At 61.0% G+C, this 24,534-nt stretch carries 19 protein-coding genes; 16 read left to right on the plus strand and 3 right to left on the minus strand.

Annotated elements, in window-relative coordinates; genetic code table 11:
* The first annotated feature begins 104 nt into the window (after positions 1-104).
* The 15 genes from nuoG (at position 105) to U5G49_RS07100 (ending at position 17,029) form a co-directional block, all read left to right on the plus strand.
* Entirely contained in the window at positions 105-2,186 is a 2,082-nt protein-coding gene (gene nuoG / locus U5G49_RS07030) for an NADH-quinone oxidoreductase subunit NuoG (protein ID WP_047622589.1), read from the plus strand.
* 12 nt (positions 2,187-2,198) lie between these two features.
* Positions 2,199-3,242 (plus strand): NADH-quinone oxidoreductase subunit NuoH, encoded by a 1,044-nt coding sequence (nuoH, locus tag U5G49_RS07035; protein ID WP_018241596.1) that lies wholly within the window; start codon positions 2,199-2,201, stop codon positions 3,240-3,242.
* Between the two features lie 40 nt (positions 3,243-3,282).
* Positions 3,283-3,774 (plus strand): NADH-quinone oxidoreductase subunit NuoI, encoded by a 492-nt coding sequence (gene nuoI / locus U5G49_RS07040; protein WP_003547385.1) that lies wholly within the window; start codon positions 3,283-3,285, stop codon positions 3,772-3,774.
* A 142-nt stretch (positions 3,775-3,916) separates the two neighbouring features.
* Positions 3,917-4,531, plus strand: coding sequence for an NADH-quinone oxidoreductase subunit J (locus tag U5G49_RS07045; protein WP_003547387.1), 615 nt, complete (start codon positions 3,917-3,919; stop codon positions 4,529-4,531).
* 23 nt (positions 4,532-4,554) lie between these two features.
* Positions 4,555-4,863 (plus strand): NADH-quinone oxidoreductase subunit NuoK, encoded by a 309-nt coding sequence (gene nuoK / locus U5G49_RS07050; protein WP_003547388.1) that lies wholly within the window; start codon positions 4,555-4,557, stop codon positions 4,861-4,863.
* Between the two features lie 7 nt (positions 4,864-4,870).
* Entirely contained in the window at positions 4,871-6,871 is a 2,001-nt protein-coding gene (gene nuoL / locus U5G49_RS07055; RefSeq protein WP_193444406.1) for an NADH-quinone oxidoreductase subunit L, read from the plus strand.
* On the plus strand, positions 6,871-8,382 hold the full coding sequence (locus tag U5G49_RS07060; protein ID WP_047622591.1) for an NADH-quinone oxidoreductase subunit M: 1,512 nt from the start codon (positions 6,871-6,873) through the stop codon (positions 8,380-8,382). Before nuoL ends, U5G49_RS07060 begins: the two co-directional genes overlap by 1 nt.
* Positions 8,383-8,400: 18 nt before the next feature.
* Positions 8,401-9,846 carry an NADH-quinone oxidoreductase subunit NuoN gene (gene nuoN / locus U5G49_RS07065; RefSeq protein WP_018241599.1) on the plus strand — a complete coding sequence of 482 codons (1,446 nt, stop codon included), beginning with the start codon at positions 8,401-8,403 and terminating at the stop codon, positions 9,844-9,846.
* Entirely contained in the window at positions 9,846-10,610 is a 765-nt protein-coding gene (locus U5G49_RS07070) for a biotin--[acetyl-CoA-carboxylase] ligase (RefSeq protein ID WP_047622592.1), read from the plus strand. Before nuoN ends, U5G49_RS07070 begins: the two co-directional genes overlap by 1 nt.
* A 17-nt stretch (positions 10,611-10,627) precedes the next feature.
* Positions 10,628-12,298, plus strand: coding sequence for a ribonuclease J (locus U5G49_RS07075; protein WP_018241601.1), 1,671 nt, complete (start codon positions 10,628-10,630; stop codon positions 12,296-12,298).
* Between the two features lie 2 nt (positions 12,299-12,300).
* Positions 12,301-12,705, plus strand: a complete 405-nt coding sequence (gene mce / locus U5G49_RS07080; protein ID WP_028733668.1) for a methylmalonyl-CoA epimerase — start codon at positions 12,301-12,303, stop codon at positions 12,703-12,705.
* 120 nt (positions 12,706-12,825) lie between these two features.
* Positions 12,826-13,101, plus strand: coding sequence for a DUF1467 family protein (locus tag U5G49_RS07085; protein ID WP_018241603.1), 276 nt, complete (start codon positions 12,826-12,828; stop codon positions 13,099-13,101).
* Positions 13,102-13,689: 588 nt separating this feature from the next.
* On the plus strand, positions 13,690-15,012 hold the full coding sequence (gene proS / locus U5G49_RS07090) for a proline--tRNA ligase (RefSeq protein WP_018241605.1): 1,323 nt from the start codon (positions 13,690-13,692) through the stop codon (positions 15,010-15,012).
* A gap of 14 nt (positions 15,013-15,026) precedes the next feature.
* A complete protein-coding gene (locus tag U5G49_RS07095; protein ID WP_112902556.1) occupies positions 15,027-16,331 on the plus strand; it encodes a lipoprotein-releasing ABC transporter permease subunit in 1,305 nt (434 codons plus the stop codon).
* Positions 16,332-16,345: 14 nt separating this feature from the next.
* Positions 16,346-17,029 (plus strand): ABC transporter ATP-binding protein, encoded by a 684-nt coding sequence (locus U5G49_RS07100; protein ID WP_112902557.1) that lies wholly within the window; start codon positions 16,346-16,348, stop codon positions 17,027-17,029.
* Positions 17,030-17,140: 111 nt separating this feature from the next.
* Here U5G49_RS07100 and U5G49_RS07105 read toward each other — a convergent pair whose 3' ends face one another.
* The gene (locus U5G49_RS07105; RefSeq protein ID WP_018241608.1) at positions 17,141-17,605 is read right to left on the minus strand and encodes a DUF5680 domain-containing protein; all 465 of its coding nucleotides are present in this window, start codon (positions 17,603-17,605) and stop codon (positions 17,141-17,143) included.
* A gap of 504 nt (positions 17,606-18,109) precedes the next feature.
* Between U5G49_RS07105 and dnaE the strand changes: the two genes are divergently transcribed.
* Complete coding sequence (dnaE, locus tag U5G49_RS07110) at positions 18,110-21,607, plus strand: DNA polymerase III subunit alpha (RefSeq protein ID WP_018447550.1); 3,498 nt, start codon at positions 18,110-18,112, stop codon at positions 21,605-21,607.
* A gap of 121 nt (positions 21,608-21,728) precedes the next feature.
* Here the strand turns inward: dnaE and U5G49_RS07115 are convergent, their stop codons facing one another.
* Both U5G49_RS07115 and U5G49_RS07120 read right to left on the minus strand, forming a co-directional pair.
* Positions 21,729-22,988 carry a L,D-transpeptidase family protein gene (locus U5G49_RS07115; RefSeq protein WP_115156952.1) on the minus strand — a complete coding sequence of 420 codons (1,260 nt, stop codon included), beginning with the start codon at positions 22,986-22,988 and terminating at the stop codon, positions 21,729-21,731.
* A 191-nt stretch (positions 22,989-23,179) separates the two neighbouring features.
* Positions 23,180-24,472 (minus strand): DNA polymerase IV, encoded by a 1,293-nt coding sequence (locus U5G49_RS07120; RefSeq protein WP_193444407.1) that lies wholly within the window; start codon positions 24,470-24,472, stop codon positions 23,180-23,182.
* Positions 24,473-24,534: the final 62 nt, after the last annotated feature.

Consider the following 24,534-nt stretch of genomic DNA (forward strand, 5'->3'; position numbering starts at 1 on the left):
CATCAGATGTCGGCAGGACGAAAGATCCGGCTTGGCAATGAGAGTGTTGCAAAAATAGGTTTGTTTGCCGTCATCAGGCAAACGGGAAACAGGACTGAGCGACGATGGCAAAACTGAAGATTGACGGCAACGAGATCGAAGTTCCGGATCATTTCACGCTATTGCAGGCGTGTGAGGATGCCGGTGCCGAGGTTCCGCGCTTCTGCTTCCACGAGCGCCTGTCGGTTGCCGGCAATTGCCGCATGTGCCTCGTCGAGGTAAAGGGCGGACCGCCGAAGCCGCAGGCTTCCTGCGCCATGAGCGTGCGCGATATCCGCGGCGGCCCTAACGGCGAACTGCCTGAGGTCTTCACCAACACGCCGATGGTCAAGAAGGCCCGCGAAGGCGTGATGGAATTCCTGCTGATCAACCATCCGCTGGATTGCCCGATCTGCGACCAGGGCGGCGAATGCGACCTGCAGGACCAGGCGATGGCCTTTGGTATCGACACCTCGCGCTATCAGGAAGACAAGCGCGCCGTCGAAGACAAGTATATCGGCCCGCTCGTCAAGACGGTGATGAACCGCTGCATCCACTGCACGCGCTGCGTCCGCTTCACGACCGAGGTCGCCGGCATTTCGGAACTCGGCCTGATCGGCCGCGGCGAGGATGCCGAGATCACCACCTATCTCGAACAGGCGATGACCTCCGAGTTGCAGGGCAACGTCGTCGACCTTTGCCCGGTCGGCGCGCTTACCTCGAAGCCCTTCGCCTTCACCGCGCGCCCGTGGGAATTGAACAAGACCGAATCGATCGACGTCATGGATGCCGTCGGTTCGGCGATCCGCGTCGATACCCGCGGCCGCGAAGTCATGCGCATCCTGCCGCGCGTCAATGAGACGATCAACGAAGAGTGGATCTCCGACAAGAGCCGCTTCATCTGGGACGGCCTGAAGACCCAGCGCCTCGATCGGCCTTATGTTCGCCGCGACGGCCGCCTGCAGCCCGCTACCTGGGCCGAAGCCTTTGGCGCCATCAAGGCCGCGGTCGGCGCGACCTCGGGCGACAAGATCGGCGCTATCGCCGGCGATCTCGCTTCCGTCGAGGAGATGTATGCGCTCTCCGAACTGGTGAAGTCGCTGGGGTCAGCCAATCTCGACTGTCGCCAGGATGGGGCGGCACTCGATCCGTCGCTCGGCCGTGCAAGCTACCTGTTCAACCCGACCATATCGGGCATCGACCAGGCCGATGCGCTGCTGATCATCGGCGCCAATCCGCGCTTCGAGGCCGCCATCCTCAACGCCCGCATCCGCAAGCGCTGGCGCCGCGGCAAGTTCCCGATCGGCGTGATCGGCGAGCCGGGCGAACTGCGCTACAGCTATGATTACCTCGGCGGCGGTCCCGACACGCTGAAGGATCTGGTCGACGGCACCCACGCCTTCGCCGACGTGCTGAAGAACGCCGCCAAGCCGATGATCATCATCGGCCAGGGCGCGCTGTCGCGCACCGATGGCGCCGGCGTTCTCGCCAGTGCTGCCAAGCTCGCCGGTTCGGTCGGCGCGGTCGTCGAAGGCTGGAACGGCTTTGCCGTCCTCCATACCGCTGCCTCGCGTGTCGGCGGCCTCGATCTCGGCTTCGTGCCGGGCACCAAGGGCGTCAACGCTGCCGAGATGCTGACGGCGATGGACGTGCTCTTCCTGCTCGGTGCCGACGAGCTCGACTTCACCGCCAAGAAGGCCAAGCTCACCGTCTATATCGGCTCGCATGGCGACAACGGCGCACACCATGCCGACGTCATCCTGCCGGCGGCAGCCTATACCGAAAAGTCCGGCACCTGGGTCAACACCGAAGGCCGCGTCCAGATGGGCAATCGCGCAGGTTTTGCGCCGGGTGACGCCCGCGAGGACTGGGCGATCATCCGTGCCCTTTCCGACGTGCTCGGCAAGAAGCTTCCCTTCGATTCGTTGAGTGAATTGCGTGTCCGCCTCTATGCCGCTTTCCCGCATTTCGCCGCCATCGACGAGATCGCCGAAACCGATAGCGCCCAAATTGCCGCAGTTGCGAAAAAAGCCGGCAAGATGAACAAATCCGGGTTTGCGTCGCCGGTGAAAGACTTCTATTTGACGAACCCGATAGCGCGTGCCTCGGCTGTCATGGCGGAGTGCTCGGCATTGGCCCGCAACAACTTCAAAGTCGCGGCAGAGTAAGGGCAGGGGACTATGGATTCTTTCTTTTCGACCTATGTCTGGCCGGCGATCATCATGATTGGTCAGTCGCTGCTGCTTCTCGTCTGCCTGCTCGTCTTCATCGCCTACGTGCTGCTCGCCGACCGCAAGATCTGGGCGGCCGTGCAGCTGCGCCGCGGGCCGAACGTCGTCGGTCCCTTCGGCCTGTTTCAGTCCTTCGCCGACCTTTTGAAGTTCGTCTTCAAGGAGCCGATCATTCCGGCCGGCGCCAACAAGGCGGTGTTCCTGCTTGCCCCGCTGGTGACGGTGCTTCTGGCGCTATCCACCTGGGCGGTGGTGCCGCTGGCCGACGGATGGGTGATCGCCAACATCAATGTCGGCATCCTCTATATTTTCGCGATCTCCTCGCTCGAGGTTTACGGCATCATCATGGGCGGCTGGGCTTCGAACTCGAAGTATCCGTTCCTCGGTGCGCTGCGCTCGGCGGCCCAGATGGTGTCCTATGAAGTCTCGATCGGCTTTGTCATCGTCACCGTGCTTCTCTGCGTCGGCTCGCTGAATCTGACCGATATCGTCAATGCGCAGCATACCGGCCTCGGCACCATGCTCGGCCTGCCGGCGTCGTTCCTCGACTGGCACTGGCTGTCGCTCTTCCCGATGTTCATCATCTTCTTCATTTCGGCACTCGCCGAGACGAACCGTCCGCCCTTCGACCTTCCGGAAGCTGAATCGGAACTCGTTGCCGGCTTCATGGTCGAATACGGCTCCTCGCCCTACATGATGTTCATGCTCGGCGAATATGCGGCCGTCTGTCTGATGTGCGCGCTGACGACGATCCTCTTCCTCGGCGGCTGGCTGCCCCCGGTCGATATCTGGATCCTCAACTGGGTCCCAGGAATCATCTGGTTCACGCTGAAGGCCTGCCTGGTGTTCTTCATGTTCGCGATGGTCAAGGCCTTCGTTCCGCGCTACCGCTACGACCAGCTCATGCGCCTCGGCTGGAAGGTCTTCCTGCCGCTGTCGCTCGCCATGGTCGTCATCGTTGCATTCGTGCTGAAACTGACGGGTTGGGCATGATCATGCCCGCTCTTGTTTCCGGCAAAATTGGAGGTTGAAGATGGCTAGCTTGTCCGGCTCCATCAGCTCGCTGTTTCTCAAGGAATTCGTCGGCGCGTTCTTTCTGTCGATGCGCTATTTCTTCCGCCAGAAGGCGACGATCAACTATCCCTTCGAAAAAGGCCCGGTCTCCCCGCGTTTCCGCGGCGAGCATGCGCTGCGCCGTTATCCGAACGGCGAGGAACGCTGCATCGCCTGCAAGCTCTGCGAGGCGATCTGTCCTGCCCAGGCGATCACCATCGAGGCGGGTCCCCGCCGCAATGACGGCACGCGCCGTACGGTGCGCTACGACATCGACATGGTGAAGTGCATCTATTGCGGCTTCTGCCAGGAAGCCTGCCCGGTCGACGCGATCGTCGAAGGCCCGAATTTCGAATTTGCGACGGAAACCCGCGAAGAGCTCTATTTCGACAAGGCGCGGCTTCTGGACAACGGAGACCGGTGGGAGCGCGAAATCGCCCGCAACATCGCGATCGACTCGCCGTACCGCTGATCGAGTTTTTGAAATGCCGTAATGGAGCTTGAGCGCTTCGGTCGCGGTCAATATGCACAGGAGTTTTGCCGGTCAGCCGCGCAAAGTTCTATCGGGCAGAAAAACTCCCGGCTGCCCGGGGGAAGATGAAAAAGGCACCAACATGGGTCTGCAGGCTCTATTTTTCTATCTTTTCGCCTTTGTCGCGGTGGCGTCGGCGTTCATGGTCATCTGGGCGAAGAACCCGGTTCACTCGGTTCTGTTCCTGATCCTGGTGTTCTTCAATGCGGCCGGCCTCTTCCTGCTGCTCGGTGCCGAATTCCTGGCGATGATCCTGCTTGTCGTCTATGTCGGCGCCGTCGCCGTTCTCTTCCTCTTCGTGGTGATGATGCTCGATATCGACTTCACCGAACTGAGGGCCGGCGTTCTCGAATATGCGCCGATCGGCGGGCTGATCGGGGTGATCCTCGCAGCCGAACTGATCGTCGTCATCGGTGGCAGTGTCATCTCGCCTGAGATCGCCAAATCAGTCGCCATGCCGATCCCGGCGCTGAGCGAGCGCACCAATACCGCCGCTCTCGGCGACGTGCTCTACACCAACTACGTCTATTTCTTCCAGATCGCCGGTCTGGTGCTGCTGGTCGCCATGATCGGCGCGATCGTGCTGACGTTGAGACATCGCACCAACATCAAGCGGCAGAATATTCCCAGGCAGGTTGCCCGCACGCCCGCCACCGCCGTCGAGGTGGTTTCGGTCAAGCCCGGGCAGGGCGTCTAAAGGCAGGTCAAGGAACAAAGAACATGGTCATCGGACTTTCCCACTACCTGACGGTCAGCGCCATCCTCTTCACGCTTGGCGTCTTCGGCATCTTCCTGAACCGGAAGAACGTCATCGTCATCCTGATGTCGATCGAACTGATCCTGCTTGCCGTCAACATCAACATGGTCGCCTTCTCCTCCTTCCTGAACGACATCGTCGGCCAGGTCTTCGCGCTGTTCATCCTGACGGTCGCGGCTGCCGAAGCGGCGATCGGTCTTGCAATTCTCGTTGTCTTCTACCGCAACCGCGGCTCGATCGCGGTCGAAGACGTCAATATGATGAAGGGCTGAGTGGCTCATGTTCCTCTATAAGGCTATCGTCTTTCTTCCCTTGATCGGTGCGATCGTCGCCGGCCTTTTCGGCCGCGCCATCGGCGCCAAGGCTTCGGAATATGTCACCAGCGGCCTGATGATCATCGCCGCCATCCTGTCTTGGGTTGTCTTCTTCACCGTCGGCATGGGCCATGCCGAAGGTGGCCCGATCAAGGTCGAGGTGCTGCGCTGGATCCAGTCCGGCGGCATCGACGTCTCCTGGTCGCTGCGCGTGGATACGCTGACCTCCGTCATGCTGATCGTCGTCAACACGGTCTCGACGCTGGTGCATGTCTATTCGATCGGCTACATGCATACTGATCCGCATCGCCCGCGCTTCTTCGCCTATCTCTCCCTCTTCACCTTCGCCATGCTGATGCTGGTGACCGCTGACAACCTTGCCCAGATGTTCTTCGGTTGGGAAGGCGTCGGTCTCGCCTCCTATCTGCTGATCGGCTTCTGGTTCAAGAAGCCGTCGGCGACGGCTGCGGCAATGAAGGCCTTCATCGTCAACCGCGTCGGCGACTTCGGCTTCGTGCTCGGCATTGCCGGCGTCTTCGTGCTGTTCGGCTCGATCAATCTCGACACGATCTTCGCCAATGCCTCGAACTTCGCTCCGCATGAAGGCGGCGGCGAAGCGGGCGAGGTGTTCCTCAATCTCTTCGGCATGCAGCTCGACAAGGCGCATGCGCTGACCGGCATCTGCCTGCTGCTCTTCATGGGCGCGATGGGCAAGTCGGCGCAGTTCCTGCTGCACACCTGGCTGCCTGACGCCATGGAAGGCCCGACCCCGGTCTCGGCTCTCATCCATGCCGCCACCATGGTCACCGCCGGCGTCTTCCTCGTCGCCCGCATGTCGCCGCTCTTCGAACTGTCGCCGGATGCGCTGGTTGTCGTTACCGTGATCGGCGCCATCACCGCCTTCTTCGCGGCAACCGTCGGCCTCGTGCAGAACGACATCAAGCGCGTCATCGCCTATTCCACCTGCTCGCAGCTCGGCTACATGTTCGTGGCGCTCGGGGTAGGGGCCTATGGCGCGGCGATCTTCCATCTCTTCACCCACGCCTTCTTCAAGGCGCTGCTCTTCCTCTGCGCCGGTTCGGTCATCCATGCCGTCGATGGCGAGCAGGACATGCGCTACATGGGCGGCTTGCGGCCGCATATTAAGTGGACGTTCCGTATGATGATTGTCGGTACGCTGGCAATCACCGGCGTCGGCATTCCTTTCACACCATTCGGTCTTGCCGGCTTCTATTCGAAGGACGTGATCATCGAGGCGACCTATGCTTCGCATTCGGCGGTCTCGGGCTTTGCCTTCTCGCTGCTGGTTATCGCGGCTCTGTTCACCAGCTTCTATTCCTGGCGCCTGATCTTCATGACCTTCTATGGAAAGCCGCGCGCCTCGCACGAGGTGATGCACCACGTCCACGAGTCGCCCCAGGTCATGCTGGTGCCGCTCTATCTCCTCGCAATTGGAGCAGTTTTCGCCGGCTACTTCTTCGAGGGCCGGTTCTACGGCGAGGAATATGCCGAGTTCTGGAAGGGTGCGCTCTTTACCGGCGCCGAGAACGAACTGGTCGAAGAGTTCCACCATGTGCCGGCGCTTGTGGCTTTGAGCCCCTTCATCGCCATGGTGCTCGGCTTCGTCACCGCCTGGTACATGTATATCCGCTCGCCGCAGACGCCGCGTATCCTGGCGCAGCAGCACCGCGTGCTCTACCAGTTCCTGCTGAACAAGTGGTATTTCGACGAACTCTACGACTTCCTCTTCGTCCGCACCGCCAAGGCGCTCGGCCGCTTCCTGTGGAAGAAGGGTGATGTCGGCGTCATCGACACCTACGGCCCGAACGGCGTCGCCGCCCGCGTCGTCGCCGTCACCGATCGCGTGGTTCGCCTGCAGACCGGTTACCTCTATCACTACGCCTTCGCCATGCTGATCGGCATTGCGGCGCTCGTTACCTGGATGATGCTCGGGAGTTCCTTCTGATGACCGATTGGCCTATTCTTTCAACGGTCACCTTCCTGCCGCTCGTCGGCGTGGTGCTCCTGCTACTGATGAACGGCGAGAGCGAAACCGGCCGCAAGAACGTGCTGTGGATCTCGCTGATCACCACCGTCTTCACCTTCGTCGTTTCGCTCTTCATCTGGACCGGCTTCGACAATGCCAATCCGGGCTTCCAGATGCTCGAAAAGCATGACTGGCTCGGCACCGGCATTGGCTACCACGTCGGCGTCGACGGCATCTCGATGCTGTTCGTCATCCTGTCGACCTTCCTCATGCCCTTCTGCGTGCTGGCGAGCTGGCTCTCGATCGAGAAGCGCCTGAAGGAATATATGATCGCCTTCCTCATCCTCGAAACGATGATGATCGGCGTCTTCGTCTCGCTCGATATCGTGCTCTTCTACGTCTTCTTCGAGGCGGGCCTCATTCCGATGTTCCTGATCATCGGCGTCTGGGGCGGCAAGGACCGCGTCTATGCGAGCTACAAATTCTTCCTCTATACGCTGCTCGGCTCGGTGCTGATGCTGCTCGCCATCATGGCGATGTACTGGCAGGCCGGCACGACCGATATCACCGCGCTGCTCGCCTACAAGTTCCCGCCGGCGCTGCAAACCTGGTTATGGCTTGCCTTCTTCGCCTCCTTCGCGGTGAAGATGCCGATGTGGCCGGTCCATACCTGGCTTCCCGATGCCCACGTTCAGGCGCCGACGGCAGGTTCGGTGATCCTGGCCGGCGTGCTGCTGAAGCTCGGCGGCTACGGTCTGATCCGCTTCTCGCTCGGCATGTTCCCGGTCGCGTCCGATTACTTCGCGCCGCTCGTCTTCGCCATGTCCGTCATCGCCATCATCTATACCTCTCTGGTGGCGATGATGCAGGACGATATCAAGAAGCTCATCGCCTATTCCTCCGTGGCGCACATGGGCTACGTGACCATGGGCATCTTTGCCGCCAACATGCAGGGCGTCCAGGGCTCGATCTTCCAGATGCTCTCGCACGGCATCGTCTCCGGCGCGCTCTTCCTCTGCGTCGGCGTCGTCTACGACCGTACCCACACCCGCGAGATCAACGCCTATGGCGGCCTCGTCAACAACATGCCGAAATATGCCGTGGCGATGATGGTCTTCACCATGGCCAATGTCGGGCTTCCCGGCACGTCGGGCTTCATCGGCGAATTCCTGACACTGATCGGCGTCTTCCGGGTCAACACTTGGGTAGCGCTCTTTGCCGCCTCTGGGGTCATTCTCTCGGCCGCCTACGCGCTTTGGCTTTATCGCCGGGTGATCTTCGGCGCGCTGGAGAAGGAGAAGCTGAAGGCGCTGCTCGATCTTTCCAGACGCGAACAGTTGATCCTCTACCCGCTGGTCGCGCTGACCATCTTCTTCGGCGTTTATCCGGCTCCGGTCTTCGATGCGACGGCCGCCTCGGTGGATCTGCTGGTCAACAACTACACGGCCGCCGTGCACGCAGCGCAGAATGTTGCGCTGTCTATGAAATGATGACGGGACTTATTGGACATGACCGCTGAAACAATTCTCCTCAGTCTGCATCTTTCCGCGCCGGAGCTCATCCTCGCGGTCGGCGCCCTTGTCCTGTTGATGGTCGGCGTCTTCTCAGGCGAGCGGTCGGGCCTTGTCGTCACCGGCTTGGCCATCGTCCTGCTCCTGGCCTCCGGCCTGTGGCTGCTCTTCGTGCCGGCAGAAGGCCTTGCCTATGGCGGCGTCTACATGGCCGACGGCTTCTCGCGCTTCATGAAGCTGGTGGCGCTCATCGGTTCGCTGGTTGCCATGTTCATGTCGATCGGCCACGCCCGCGAAAATCAGCTCGACAAGTTCGAGTTCCCGGTTCTCCTGGTGCTTGCGACCCTCGGCATCCTGCTGATGATCTCGGCCAACGACCTGATCTCGCTCTATCTCGCGCTGGAACTGCAGTCGCTGGCGCTTTATGTCGTCGCCGCGATCAACCGCGACAGCCTGAAGTCGACCGAAGCCGGCCTGAAATACTTCGTCCTCGGCGCGCTTTCCTCCGGCATGCTGCTCTACGGCATGTCGCTGGTCTATGGCTTCACCGGCCACACCCACTTCTCCGAGATCGCCCAGGCGCTGTCCGTCGAGGGTGCGCGCTCGCTCGGCCTCATCTTCGGCCTGGTCTTCATCCTCGCCGGCATCGCCTTCAAGATCTCGGCCGTTCCCTTCCACATGTGGACGCCGGACGTTTATGAAGGCGCGCCGACGCCGGTCACCGCCTTCCTTGCCGCAGCACCCAAGGTCGCCGCCATGGCGATGATGACCCGCATCGTCATCACTGCCTTCCAGCCGGTTCTGGCGGACTGGCAGCAGGTCGTCGTCTTCATCTCGATCGCCTCGATGCTGCTCGGCTCGTTTGCGGCGATCGGCCAGAAGAACATCAAGCGGCTGATGGCTTATTCCTCGATCGGTCATATGGGTTATGCGCTGGTCGGCCTTGCCGCCGGCAACCAGACCGGCGTCACCGGCGTCATGCTTTACATGGTCATCTACATGGTGATGACGCTCGGCAGCTTTGCGATCATCATGTCGATGCGCCGCAAGGACGGCACCGTCGTCGAGGAGGTCAACGATCTCGCCGGCCTCTCCACAACGAACCCGTTCATGGCCGTGGTGCTGACGGCGCTGATGTTCTCGCTCGCCGGCATCCCGCCGCTCGCCGGCTTCTTCGCGAAGTACTTCGTCTTCGTTGCCGCCATCGAGGCCAAGCTCTATGCGCTCGCCATCATCGGCGTTCTCGCCTCGGTCGTCGGCGCTTACTACTATCTGCGTGTCATCAAGCTGATGTGGTTCGATGAGGCGACCGGCGAATTCGCCCGTGTCTCCGGAACGCTGCGTCTGGTCTTCGGTCTCTCCGGTCTCTTCGTCACCGCCTATGTCCTCATCGGCGGCCCGATCGGTGGCGCGGCAGAGCTTGCCGCTGCGACGCTCTTTTGATGGCTTCCGACAGACGGCGCCGGATATCGCTCGGCGATTTCAGGCACGAGGCTCTGTCGGAAACATCGTCTACCAACAGCGAATGCCTCGCCCGGGCTCGGGCGGGCGATGGCGGCAATCTCTGGGTGACCGCCGAGAGGCAGACGGGCGGCCGCGGCCGCCGCGGCAGGCTCTGGGTTTCCGAACGCGGCAATCTCTACGCTTCTCTTCTTTTGATCGACCCGGCCCCGATGGAGCGCCTGGGCTCTCTGCCGCTGGCGATCGCCGTTGCGGTGCATCAGGCGATCCGCCGGGTGCTGCCGCCGGGTGCCGAACCGCTCGAGGTCAAATGGCCGAACGATATCCTCATCGGTCGAAAGAAGACCTGCGGCATTCTCGTCGAAGGTGAAGGGCTGCCGGACGGACGTTACGCGCTGATCGTCGGCATTGGCGTCAATATCTCTGTGATGCCGGACAATCCGCTTTACCCGGTCACCTGCCTGCGCCAGCAGGGAAGCGCGGCTTCGCCGGAGGAACTCTTCGCGCACCTCTTCGCCGCCACGGCGGAAGTGCTTGAAATATGGGACCAGGGCCGCGGCATCGGCGAGATCACGGCGCTCTGGCGCGCGATCGCCTGCGGCATCGGCGAAAAGATTACGGTGAATTTGCCGGACAGATCGATTTCCGGACAATTCGCGGGAATTGATGATAATGGCTTGTTGATGCTCGATACCGGCGCTGGCAGGATAATGCCCATTGCTGCCGGTGATGTGTTTTTTGGATAGCGGAACAAACGAAAATTATGGCGAAACAGGACGAACTGGTATTCCTGCCTCTGGGCGGCGTTGGCGAGATAGGCATGAATCTCGCTCTCTATGGCTACGGCCCGCCCGAGCATCGCCAGTGGATCATGGTCGATTGTGGCGTCACTTTTCCGGGGCCTGACCTGCCGGGCGTCGACCTCGTATTGCCCGATATCCGCTTCCTCGCCAGCGAACGAAAGAACCTCAAGGCGATCATCATCACCCATGCGCATGAAGACCATTATGGTGCGCTCGCCGACCTCTGGCCCGGCCTCAACGTGCCGGTCTATGCCTCTGGCTTTACATCAGGCCTGCTCGAAGCCAAGCGCAATTTCGAGAAGGCGACGATCGGCGAAGTGCCGGTGACGCCGTTCAAGGCAGGCGATACGATCAATGTCGGCCCCTTCAGCATCGAAGGTGTGGCCGTCAACCATTCGATCCCTGAGCCGATGTCGCTGATGATCCGCACGCCGGTCGGCAATGTCATCCATACCGGCGACTGGAAGATCGACCACGAGCCTTCGCTCGGCCCCCTAACCGATGAGACACGTTTCCGCCAGCTCGGCGACGAGGGCGTGCTGGCGCTGATGTGCGATTCCACCAATGCGTTGCGCGACGGTGTTTCGCCCTCCGAGAAGGATGTGTCCGAAAGCCTGCGTAAGATCATCGAGAATGCCGAGGGCCGGGTGGCGATCACCACCTTCTCGTCGAATGTCGGGCGCATCCGTACCGTTGCCGAGGCTGCCGAGGCGGCAGGCCGTGAAGTGCTGCTGCTCGGCAGTTCGCTGAAGCGCGTCGTCAACGTCGCCCAGGACATCGGCCTGATGGAAGGCGTGAAGCCCTTCATCTCCGAGGACGAATACGGCTATATCCCGCGCGACAAGGTGGTCGTCATCCTGACCGGCAGCCAGGGCGAGGCGCGGGCAGCACTTGCCAAGCTCTCCCGCGACGAGATGCGCAATGTGGCGTTTGCGGCAGGCGATATCGTCGTCTTTTCCTCGCGCGCCATTCCCGGCAACGAGAAGGCGATCCAGGACATCAAGAACGGCCTCGTCGAGCAAGGTGTGCACATCATCACCGATACCGAGGCGCTGGTCCACGTTTCAGGCCATCCGCGCCGCAACGAGTTGCAGAGGATGTACGAGTGGACACGGCCGAAGATCGTCGTGCCGGTGCACGGCGAGGCGACGCATCTGACGGCGCACAAGGAACTTGCCGAGCAATCCGGCATCGCCGTGGTGCCGCGCGTGCGCAACGGCGATATCCTACGGCTGGCGCCCGGTCCCGTCGAGGTGATCGGCGAGGCGCCGCATGGCCGCATCTATAAGGACGGCACGCTGATCGGCGATTTCGACGAGATGGGTATCGGCGAGCGGAAGAAGCTCTCCTATGTCGGCCATGTCGCTGTTAACGTCGTGCTCGACGCCCGCTATGACATCGTCGGCGATCCCGATCTCGTTTCGATCGGCCTGCCGGTATATGACGACGAGGGCGAGGAGATGGAGGACACCCTCTTCGACGCCGCGATCAGCGCCATCGAGAGCATTCCGCGCGCCCGTCGCAAGGATATCGATATGCTGCAGGAGGCCGTGCGCCGCGCCATTCGCTCTGCTGCGAACCAGGCCTGGGGCAAGAAGCCCGTCGTCACCGCCTTCGTCACCAGGGTCTGACCATGCTCGGCCGGGTCAACCATATCGCCATCGCCGTGCCCGACCTGGCCGCGGCGACGGCGGCGTATCGCGATACGCTGGGTGCTGCCGTATCGCAGCCGCAGGCTCTGCCGGAGCATGGCGTCACCGTCGTTTTCGTCGAATTGCCGAACACCAAGGTCGAATTGCTGCAGCCGCTCGGCGATACTTCGCCGATCGCAGCCTTCCTCGAAAAGAACCCATCCGGCGGCATGCACCACATCTGCTACGAGGTGGACGATATTCTTCTCGCCCGTGACCGACTGCTAGAGGCGGGTGCCAGGGTGCTCGGCGACGGCCAGCCGAAAACCGGCGCGCATGGCAAGCCGGTGCTCTTTCTGCATCCCAAGGATTTCTTCGGCACGCTGATCGAACTCGAACAGGCCTGAGCCTGCAGCCCTGCTGCGGCAGAGTGACCAGAAGGCGGTTAAACGCTTCGCCTGCTTTGAGTTGGTCGCCATTCCGCCGTATAAGGACGCGATATCAGCGCGGCATCAACGGGAACCATAATGCTCCAGATCTTTCTTCAGGGATTTGCCGTCTACTTCATCATCTGGTGGATGACGCTTTTTGCCGTCCTGCCGATCGGCCTGCGCACCCAGGCGGACGACAACGACGTGGTGCTCGGCACCGTTCCGAGCGCGCCCACCCGGTTTCGCGCTGCTTTCGTGTTTTCACTGACGACGCTGATTTCGGCTCTGATCTACGGCCTATGGTATGTCTGCGACACCTATTTCGGCTGGGGCTTCGACGCACTGCCGCAACTCGGCCCCAGCTTCTATTGAACTGTGGCTTTTGCTCAAACTTTGAGCAGATGCAAGCTTAATGAAAGCGAACTTCGTCATACCAGCGTCATGCTGTTGCGGCAAAGAGCTCGCGTAACGGAATGAGGATCGTCCCGTTACGGAAGTCGGCGGGACTTTTGGATGGGGCGAGGCCGAAATGCCAAAAAAAAACAAGGCTAAAAGCCTTGTTTTAAGTATCGCGTGATCTGTAACCGTTGCCGGGGCTGCGACGAGCGCGCCTAAGATCTGATCCTCCCAAGACTTGACCGCGAATTCGGCAAGAATTTAACTCCCTGCCTGTTTTGTGAGCTAAAACTAGCTCAAACATTGGGCTTTGTCATCAGCTTTTTTTGCATTTTTGCTACACTCTAGCAAAATTTTTCTGTTGACAAGATTTTCGTTCAAGTCCTTATAAACACGCGCTTTTTCACGCCCTTCCATTTTGCGGGTGCGAACATGCGCTTCCGGGAGGTTGCCGACATCCGTTGCGGGTTTCCTTCCTGCCGCGAAGCGGCTATGAACGCTCCCACATCAACACTTGCCTTCGATTCCGCCTGCCGCGGGATCTCAACTGCTCCGGAATCCGCCATGCGTCTGTCCCGTTATTTCATGCCCATCCTCAAGGAAAATCCCAAGGAGGCGGAAATCGTCTCGCACCGGCTGATGCTGCGCGCCGGCATGATCCGCCAGCAGTCACAGGGCATCTATTCCTGGTTGCCGCTGGGCAAACGCGTGTTGGACAAGGTCAACGCCATTATCCGCGAGGAGCAGAACCGTGCCGGCGCCATCGAGCTTTCGATGCCGACCCTGCAATCGGCCGAGCTCTGGCAGGAAAGCGGCCGCTATGACGCCTACGGCAAGGAGATGCTGCGCATCAAGGACCGTCAGGATCGGCCGATGCTCTACGGCCCCACCAACGAAGAGATGGTGACGGATATTTTCCGCTCCTCCATCAAGTCCTACAAGGACCTGCCGCTTAATCTCTATCATATCCAGCTGAAGTTCCGTGACGAGATCCGTCCGCGCTTCGGCACCATGCGCTCGCGCGAATTCATGATGAAGGATGCCTATTCCTTCGATCTGACCCGCGAAGGGGCGGAGCATTCCTATAACAAGATGTTCGCCGCCTATCTCAGAACCTTCGACCGGCTCGGCCTGCGCGCCATACCGATGCGCGCCGACACCGGCCCGATCGGCGGCAAGCTCAGCCATGAATTCATCATCCTCGCCGACACGGGCGAATCCGAGGTCTTCTGCCATAAGGATTTCGTCGATTTCGATATTCCTGGTGAACATACCGATTTCGACAGTGTCGAGGGTTTGCAGGCGATCTTCGACAAGTGGACCTCGCTCTATGCGGCGACCTCGGAAATGCACGACGAGGCGGCCTTCAACGCCGTTCCCGAAGGCGACCGCCTGTCGGCACGCGGCATCGAGGTCGGCCATATCTTCTATTTCGGCACGAAATATTCCGAGCCGATGGGCGCGAAAGTGCAGGGACCTGATGGCAAGGAACACTTCGTTCACATGGGTTCCTACGGTATCGGCCCGACACGCCTTGTTCCCGCCATCATCGAAGCATCGCATGATGATAACGGAATCATCTGGCCGGCATCGGTCGCGCCCTTCGATATCGTTGTGATCAACATGAAGGCGGGCGATCAGGCCTGCGACGATACCTGCGAGCTGATCTATGCCGCGCTGACCAAGGCCGGCAAGGATGTGCTCTACGACGATACCGACGACCGGGCCGGCACCAAATTCGCGACCGCCGACTTGATCGGTGTGCCTGTCCAGATCATCGCCGGCCCGCGCGCGGTCGCAAACGGCGAAGTTGAGGTGAAAGACCGCAAGACCGGCGCCCGCGAAACGATGACCATCGAAGCGGCGATCAATCGGTTTGTGGCTTAGGAAACGGAGGCGAAATGGCAGAGGCAGCAGTGGACCGGAGTTCAAAATCCGGCTTGGGTCCGGCTGGCAAGCCATTTTCCACCTTTGAACGCCTCGTGGCGTGGCGTTATCTGCGCGCCCGCCGCAAGGAGGCCTTCATTTCAGTCATCGCCGGCTTCTCCTTCGTCGGCATCATGCTGGGTGTTGCGACGCTGATCATCGTCATGGCCGTGATGAACGGCTTCCGCACCGAACTCGTCTCGCGTATTCTCGGCATCAACGGCCACATGATCGTCCAGCCGGTCGACGGCCCCTTCACCGATTATCCTGTCCTCAGCGGCAAGCTCGCCGCCGTACCCGGCATCAAGATGGCGCTACCCCTGGTGGAAGGCCAGGTGCTCGCCTCCGCCCAGGCCGGCGGCAGCACCGGTGCGCTGGTGCGTGGCGCGCGCGCCGAGGACCTGACCAAGCTCAAGACGATCTCCGACAACATCAAATCAGGCGACATGGTGGGTTATGCCTCCGGCGAAGGCGTGCTGATCGGCACCCGCATGGCCGACCAGCTCGGTCTGCGCGTCGGCGACCTCATCACGCTGACCTCGCCGGAAGGCGACATCACGCCGATGGGCGTCAATCCGCGCATCAAGTCCTACAAGATCTCCGGGCTCTTCGAGATCGGCATGTCGGAATATGACTCCTCGATCATCTTCATGCCGCTCGAGGAAGCGCAGCTCTTTTTCAATGCCGAGGGACTGGTGCAGTCGATCGAGCTCTTCGTCGACAACCCCGACGATATTGACAATCTAAGGCCCAAGGTGGAGGAGGCAGCCGGCCGCCAGATCGCCATCACCGACTGGCGCCAGCGCAACCAGACCTTCTTCTCGGCGCTGCAGGTCGAGCGCAACGTCATGTTCATGATCCTGACGCTGATCGTGCTCGTGGCGGCGCTGAACATCATCTCCGGCCTCATCATGCTGGTGAAGGACAAGGGCAGCGATATCGCCATCCTGCGCACCATGGGCGCCAGCGCCGGTGCGATCATGCGCATCTTCTTCATGACCGGGGCGGCGATCGGCATCGTCGGTACCATTGCCGGCGTTCTGCTCGGCGTCCTCGTCTGCGTCAACATCGAATCCATCCGCCAGTTCTTCTCCTGGATCTCAGGCACCGTGCTCTTCAATCCGCAGGTCTATTTCCTCAGCCAGCTGCCGGCCGAGATGGATCTCAGCGAAACGATCTCGATCGTCATCATGGCGCTGACGCTCTCCTTCATCGCGACCATTTTCCCGGCCTGGCGTGCCTCCAGGCTCGATCCGGTGCAGGCCCTGCGCTACGAATAAGGAATGCCGCCTTCATGAAACGCAACGTCGTTCTCAAGCTTACCGGCGTCGAGCGCCAATACGGGCAGGGCGATACGCTGCTCCCGATCCTGAAGGGCGCGGATTTTTCGATGTCGAAGGGCGAGATCGTCGCTCTTGTCGCGCCCTCCGGCACCGGCAAATCGACGCTGCTGCATATCGCCGGCCTGCTGGAGCATCCGGACGGCGGTGAAGTTAACATCAACGGCCATGCCTGTGACGGCCTGAGCGACGAGAAACGCACCGCGATCCGCCGCAGTGAAATCGGCTTCGTCTACCAGTTCCATCACCTGCTGCCGGAATTCTCGGCGCTTGAAAATATCATGATGCCGCAACTGATCGCCGGGCTGTCCTGGAAGGAAGCCGGAGAGCGGGCCGGCCAGCTTCTCGATTATATGCGCATCGGCCATCGTGGCTCGCATCGCCCGGGCGAGCTTTCCGGCGGCGAGCAGCAGCGCGTTGCGATTGCCCGTGCCGTCGCCAATGCGCCGACTCTTCTTCTTGCCGACGAGCCGACCGGCAATCTCGATCCCGAAACGGCAAGCTACGTCTTCGATGCGCTGGAAGCGTTGGTGCGCCAGTCCGGCCTTGCTGCCCTCATCGCCACCCATAATCACGAGCTCGCCCGCCGCATGGATCGCCGCGTGACGATCTCTGACGGCAAGATCGTCGATTTCTGATGCATGTCGCCCAAAAGCCTGCAGTGGTTTTGGGATAACGACATGCATAAATCAGAGACTTAATGTGCATCGCATGAATCCAGATTGACGCGATGCACTTTAAGGCTGTGATCAGGGCACGATCAGCCCGCCGCGATAATCAAGCGCATAGGCCTTCTGGCCGCCGACCATGATGCATTCGTGGCCGCTGAACCGCTCGCAGCCGCCTTCGTTGCGATCGAGATAGCGGCCGAACGGATGGTCGAATTCCATTCCGCCAAGAAATCGGCCCTCTCGATACATCGCCGAAAGTGCAGCCTTGATCACCGTCCCGGCTACTGTGCCGTCGATGAGCTTCGGCGCGATGACGCAGCCGAAATAATTCATCGCCCAGATGGGCTCGTCGGCAAGCCACACCACCTCCTGTCCGGCGAAATCGGTGCCGCCGAAATAGCTGTCGAGATAGCGCCAGTCGCCGCGTTCGTAACCGATATCGTGGGAGCTCGGCCGGCAGGGTACGCGCGCCACGCCGCCGCCGACATAGGTCGCAGCCTTCGCCTCCACGACGAATTCGTTCAGCATCGGAATATCGAACATCTCGTTCTCCTCTTCTCGGCTGGATGCTGGCAAATATGCTGCGAGGTGTAAAGAACAAAAGAGGAACAAAGATTTGAAATAAACGGGTCGCCTCGAGGAGGCTGGCCGTCTAGGCGCCATGACCGATCTGTGGCAGGCCAGAAGGGACAGCTGCCGCCCATATCATCGGGTACTGGCTCCCAGCGATTCGAAGGTGCGCATCCCGGCATTTTTCAAACACAAGAAAGAAGGAAAAGATTCCTGTTGACAACAGAACATACATGGAACAAATTGACAACATAACGAGTAAAGGAGAGCCCGATGACTGACATGATCCGTGATATCGCAGCATTCACCTCCATCGCAATGTTCGTTGCCAGCTTCTCGCTCATCGTCATGGCGCTCTAAAGTTTTCAGGGGACCGCATGGTCATCATGCGGTCCGGATGCGGGACTTCTTCTGGACATCATCGCCCTCTATGCCGACAATGCGTCCGATTCATTCGGGTGATTGGGAAGGCATGTCATGGCGGATACGGCAAAGGGTTCAACGGGTGAGGCGACCGGCGGCACGCCGGGCTTCATCCACCTGAGGGTCCATTCCGCCTATTCGCTCCTCGAGGGCGCACTGCCGCTGAAGAAGATTCTCTACAAGGCGACCGGCGACAGCCAGCCGGCAATTGCGATTACCGACACCAACAATCTGTTCGTCGCCCTCGAATTCTCCCAGAAGGCGATGGAGGACGGCCTGCAGCCGATCATCGGCTGTCAGGTCTCGATCGACATGGAAGACGGGTTGGAAACGGAAAAGCGCGGTGGCCAGCAGGCCCTGGTCAAGCTGCCGGCGATCGTTCTTCTCGCTGCGACGGATGCCGGTTACGAAAGGCTGGTCGATCTCGTCAGCCGCGCCTATCTCGGCGGCGAGAGCAATCAGGCCGTTCATATCAGCGCCTCCTGGCTGGAGGAGGCAGGCACGGAAGGGCTGATCGCATTGACCGGCGCCCTGACCGGGCCGGTCGACGTGGCGATCAAGGAAGGCCATCCCGCTCAGGCGGAAGCCCGGCTGCTCACGCTGAAGCGTCTCTTCGGCGACAGGCTCTATGTCGAGCTGCAGCGGCACGGCACTTACGACAAGCGGCACGAACAGAAGATTGTCGGGCTTGCCTATGCCCACGACCTGCCGCTGGTTGCGACCAACGAGGCGTTCTTTCCGACACGCGACGATTACGACGCCCATGATGCGCTGATGGCGGTCGCGCACAACGCCATCGTGTCCGACGACAGCCGCTTCCGGCTGACGCCGGATCATTATCTGAAGAGCCGGGCCGAGATGGCCAAGCTCTTCGCCGACCTGCCGGAAGCGCTGGAAAATACGATCGAGATCGCGAGGCGCTGCTCCTTCGTGCTGAAGACGCGAAAGCCGATCCTGCCGCGCTTCACCGGTGCGACCGACGATGCCGAGGAGGCCGAGCGCGCCGAGGCGAGCGAGCTGCGCCGCCAGGCGGTCGAAGGGCTGGACATGCGGCTTTCGACGCTGGGCATGTCGCCGGGTTACGAGGAGAAGGATTATCGCGAGCGGCTGGAATTCGAGCTCAGCGTCATCGAGCGCATGCGTTTCCCCGGTTACTTCCTGATCGTTGCCGACTTCATCAAATGGGCCAAGCAGCATGACATTCCGGTCGGTCCCGGCCGCGGGTCGGGCGCCGGTTCGCTGGTCGCCTATGCATTGACGATCACCGACGTCGATCCGCTGCGTTTTTCGCTGCTGTTCGAGCGCTTCCTCAATCCGGAACGCGTCTCGATGCCCGACTTCGACATCGACTTCTGCCAGGATCGCCGCGAAGAGGTGATCCGCTATGTCCAGGCCAAGTATGGCCGCGAGCAGGTGGCGCAGATCATCACCTTCGGTTCATTGCAGGCGCGCGCCGCCCTTCGCGACGTCGGCCGCGTGCTGGAAATGCCCTATGGCCAGGTCGACAAGATCTGCAAACTCGTGCCGAACAATCCCGCCAATCCGACGCCGTTGTCCAAGGCGATCGAGGAAGAGCCGAAGCTGCAGGAGGAGGCGGCGAAAGAACCTGTTGTCGCGCGGCTGCTCGACATCGCTCAGAAGATCGAGGGGCTTTACCGCCATGCCTCGACCCATGCCGCCGGCATCGTCATCGGCGACCGGCCGCTTTCCAAGCTGGTGCCGATGTATCGCGATCCGCGCTCGGACATGCCGGTCACCCAATTCAACATGAAATGGGTGGAGCAGGCGGGCCTCGTCAAGTTCGACTTCCTCGGCCTGAAGACGCTGACTGTGCTGAAGGTCGCGGTCGATTTCGTCGCCAAGCTCGGCGTCAAGGTCGATCTCGCAGCCATTCCTCTCGACGACAAGAAGACCTACGAGATGCTGTCGCGCGGCGAGACGGTCGGTGTGTTCCAGGTGGAAAGTGCCGGCATGCGCAAGGCGCTGATCGGCATGAAGCCGGACTGCATCGAGGACATCATCGCGCTGGTGGCGCTTTACCGTCCCGGCCCGATGGAGAACATCCCGACCTACAATGCCCGCAAGCACGGCGACGAAGAGCTGGAATCGATCCATCCGATGATCGACCACCTGCTCAAGGAAACCCAGGGCGTCATCGTCTACCAGGAACAGGTGATGCAGATCGCCCAGGTGCTGTCCGGCTATTCGCTGGGCGAAGCCGACCTTCTGCGTCGCGCCATGGGCAAGAAGATCAAGGCCGAGATGGACCAGCAGCGCGAACGCTTTGTCGTTGGCGCCGTCAAGAATGGCGTATCGAAGCCGCAGGCCGACAATATCTTCGAACTGCTGGCGAAGTTCGCCAATTACGGCTTCAACAAGTCGCATGCCGCCGCCTATGCCATCGTCTCCTACCAGACGGCCTACATGAAGGCGCATTATCCGGTCGAATTCCTCGCCGCCTCGATGACGCTCGACATGTCCAACACGGAAAAGGTCAATGATTTCCGTCAGGATGCCAAGCGCCTCGGCATCGAGGTGATCGCGCCCTCGGTGCAGACCTCCTTCCGCCATTTCGAGACCGGCAATAACCGCATCTATTACGCGCTCGCCGCCCTCAAGGGCGTCGGCGAATCCGCCGTCGACCATATCGTCGAGGTGCGTGGCGACAAGCCCTTTGCCAGCATCGAGGATTTCTGCCTGCGCATCGATCCGCGTCAGGTCAATCGCCGCGTGCTCGAAAGCCTGATCTATGCCGGCGCCTTCGATTGTTTCGACATGGACCGCGCCCAGCTAGCTGCCGGCCTCGACCGCATTCTCGGTTATGCCCAGCGCGCCCAGGAGAACAAGCTGAGCGGCCAGTCGGACATTTTCGGCAGTACGTTGACGTCGGGGCCTGAGAAGATCTCCCTGCCGCCGTTCTCGCCCTGGCTCCCCTCCGAGCGGCTGCTCAAGGAATTCCAGGTGCTGGGCTTCTATCTCACAGCCCACCCGCTCGATTCCTACAACAATATCCTGCAGAAGATGCGGGTGCAGACCTTTGCCGAATTTTCCGCGGCCATCAAACAGGGCGCGGCCAATGCGCGCCTTGCCGGCACCGTCATCTCCAAGCAGGAGCGCAAGACTCGCACCGGCAACAAGATGGGCATCATCGTCTTTTCGGATTCTTCGGGCCAGTTCGAAGCGGTGCTGTTTTCGGAAATGCTGAACCAGTATCGCGACGTGTTGGAGTCAGGCAAATCCTTCGTGCTGACCGCGACGGGCGAGGAGCGGCCGGAGGGCATCGGCCTGCGCATCCAGACGATCCAGTCGCTGGAGGAAAAGTCGCTGCAGATGCAGAAGGCGCTGCGCGTCTATGTCCGCGATTCCGGACCGCTGAGAATGGTTGCCGGCCATTTGAACGCCAAGGGCGACGGCCTCGTTTCCTTCATCGTCATCAAGGAGGAGGGCAAACGCGAGGTGGAAGTGGCGCTGCCGGAGAAATACCGCATCACGCCGGAGATCGCCGCCGCCCTTCGTGCGGCCCCCGGCGTCGTCGACGTCGAGCTTGTCTGATCAGCCTAAAGCGCGCCGCGTCATTCCGGATTCATGCGCGCGCTTTAAGTCTTTGATTTGTGCATCTCGTTATCCCAAAACCGCTGCGCACTTTTGGCGACACGCATTAGCGTGATGCGCATCACCCGCGGGTGATTGTGATGAAATCCGTGCCTTCGCCGGTCTCCCGGCCGAGGCCGGTATCGGAGATTGTCAGCGTCGAGCCGGGCGCGATGAGGGCGTCGATCTTGCGGCGGGTCTCATCGGGGATGGTAATCCGGCTGAGCGAACGGGCGATCGGCTTGCCTGTAATGATCGAGCTTTCCTGATTGGTAATGCCGAGCCGCTTCATCGTCTCGCGAGACAGATTGTTCTCGAGCGTGATGCCGAGCCAGTCGGCCGTGCCGGCGCTTTCATCGACTGCATGCAGCGTGAAGAAATGTGTGCCGAGCGCCAGTCCCGGATCGGTGATCGTCACCGGCGCTTCGAAGATCGGCTTGAAGGCCTGCCGCACCATGATGACGCCGTTCGGCGGCTCGCCCTTGCCAGCCGCGGCATAGACTTCTCTGAGGAGCGTGTCGGAGACCAGGCTCTTGTCGGCGGCAAATTCCGCCGGCCGCAGCGTCTTGAAAGCCTTGATCGCCTGCACGGTCGACGGACCGAGCAAGCCGTCCGGATTGCCGGCGGAAAAACCGAGCTGGTTGAGCAGGGTCTGGATGTCGATCACCGTCTCGCGCAGCGTCCGGCGCGTAATCAGCATGCTGATCGGCTCGGACGGCGGCTCGGGTTCGGGCGCCGCAATCGGCTGCGCTGCCGGCATCGGCATTGCAGCGGTATCGTTCATCGCCACCTGCACCGGCTTCTCGGGGCTGTCGGGCATGGAGGGCCGCAGTTCGACGTCCGAAAGCAGTGGCATCGCCGCCGGTGCATCCGGATGAAAAAGGGTCGGATGGTCGATCGGCTGCGGCACCAGTTCACCGTCGCTGATAATGACGGGGACACCGGGATCGGTCATCCCATAGAGCATTTTTGCGAAGGCGCCGGGCATGCGCACGCAGCCATGCGAGGCCGGATAACGCGGCACGGAATTGGATTCGTGCAGCGCGATGCCGGACCAGGTCAGCCTTTGCATGAACGGCATCGGGGCCGCCGAATAGAGATTGGATTCGTGGTATTTCTGCTTTTCCAGCACCGAGAAGATGCCGCTCGGCGTCGTGTGGCCGTCCTTGCCGGTCGAGACCTTCGAGGTCGCGACGACCTCGGTGCCGTCATAGACCGCAAGCGACTGCTTGTCCTTCGAGACGAAGATCTGCAGCGTGCGCGCAGCATCCGCGGCAAGAGCAGGGTGCACGAGTGCGGTGGCCGACAGCAAGCCGAGGCCGAAGACGAGACGCGAGAACATGATACCCAACCATACGCAATACTTGCCCGGCACATTATGGGACGAAGTTTAAGGAAGATTTTATAGGCCGCCTGGCTGACAGGCCTCACGCGTTAGAGCGCCGTGCGTCTTTTCTGACGCGCTAAGGACGCTCTATCACTTTGAATCTGCGCATAACCCCGAAAATCGATGCAGATTTTCGGGATTATGCGCTAGTGATCGCGCTTGCTGTTGCCGAACGTATAGCCGGTCTCGACCGTCCGCTTGCCGAACTTGTCGCGCAGCTTGTCCATCGCCGCTTCGGCCGCCGCTCGCCGGCCCGATTGCTGGTCGATCAGATCGGGCGGATCGGCGCGGGCGGCATCGCCGAGATCGGTGACGCCGATGCCGATCAGGCGGAACTTCGTACCGTCAGTCTCTTTTTCGAGAAGCTCGAGCCCGGTGCGGAAGATCTTGTCGGCAAGCTGGGTTGGGTCTTCGAGCCTGCGGTTGCGGGTGCGCGATTTGAAATCGGCGCTCTTCATCTTCAGAACCACGGTCTGGCCGGCAATGCCGTTTTGCTTCAGCCGCCAGGAGACCTTTTCGGAGAGGTTGCGCAGGATCGGCACCAGATCGTCATAACGTGAGATATCGTCGAAGAAAGTCGTCTCGGACGAGACGCTCTTGGCCGCATCGTTGAGATGCACTTCGCGGTCGTCTATGCCGCGCGACAGCCGGGCGAGCCGCTGACCGATGCTGCCGTAGCGGCGCATCAGGTCGTTCTCCTCCATCTGCTGCAATTGGCTGATGGTACGGATGCCGTCCGCCTCCAGCGTCGCCGCAAAGGCCTTGCCGACGCCCCAGATCGTGGTGACGGGACGCGGTGCCAGGAACTCGACCGCTTCCTCGCGGCCGATGACCGAAAAGCCGCGCGGCTTCTGCAGGTCGGAGGCGACCTTGGCGAGGAATTTGCAGTAGGAAAGCCCGACCGAAACGGTGATGCCGATCTCCCTTTCGATGCGACGAGCGAATTTGGCCAGCGTACGCGCCGGGGGATCGTGATGCAGCCTCTCGGTACCGCCGAGCTCCAGGAAGGCCTCGTCGATCGATAGCGGCTGCACCAGCGGCGTCAGATCCTGCATCATTGCGCGCACCTGGCGCCCGACACGGACATATTTCTCCATGTCGGGGCGGATGACGATCGCTTCAGGGCATGCCTCCAGCGCCTTGAACATCGGCATGGCCGAACGCACGCCGTGGATACGGGCGATATAGCAGGCAGTGGAAACCACACCGCGTTTGCCGCCGCCGATGATGACAGGCTTGTCGGCAAGCTCCGGATTGTCGCGTTTCTCCACTGCTGCGTAGAAGGCGTCGCAATCGATATGTGCAAGCGTCAATGCGTAGAGTTCGCGATGGCGCACGAGACGGGGGCTGCCGCAGGAAACGCAGCGGCGCGCCTCGCCCTTCTGCTCGGCAAGGCAGTCGCGACAGAAGCCGGGTGTCTTGTCAGGGGCGGGTGTCATGATGAGAACAAAGATTGAACGTGGCGAGGTTACGCCTTAAGCTTCCGAGTCTCAAGAGAGGG

This window comes from Rhizobium indigoferae, from assembly GCF_034554815.1.
GTDB lineage: Bacteria > Pseudomonadota > Alphaproteobacteria > Rhizobiales > Rhizobiaceae > Rhizobium > Rhizobium leguminosarum.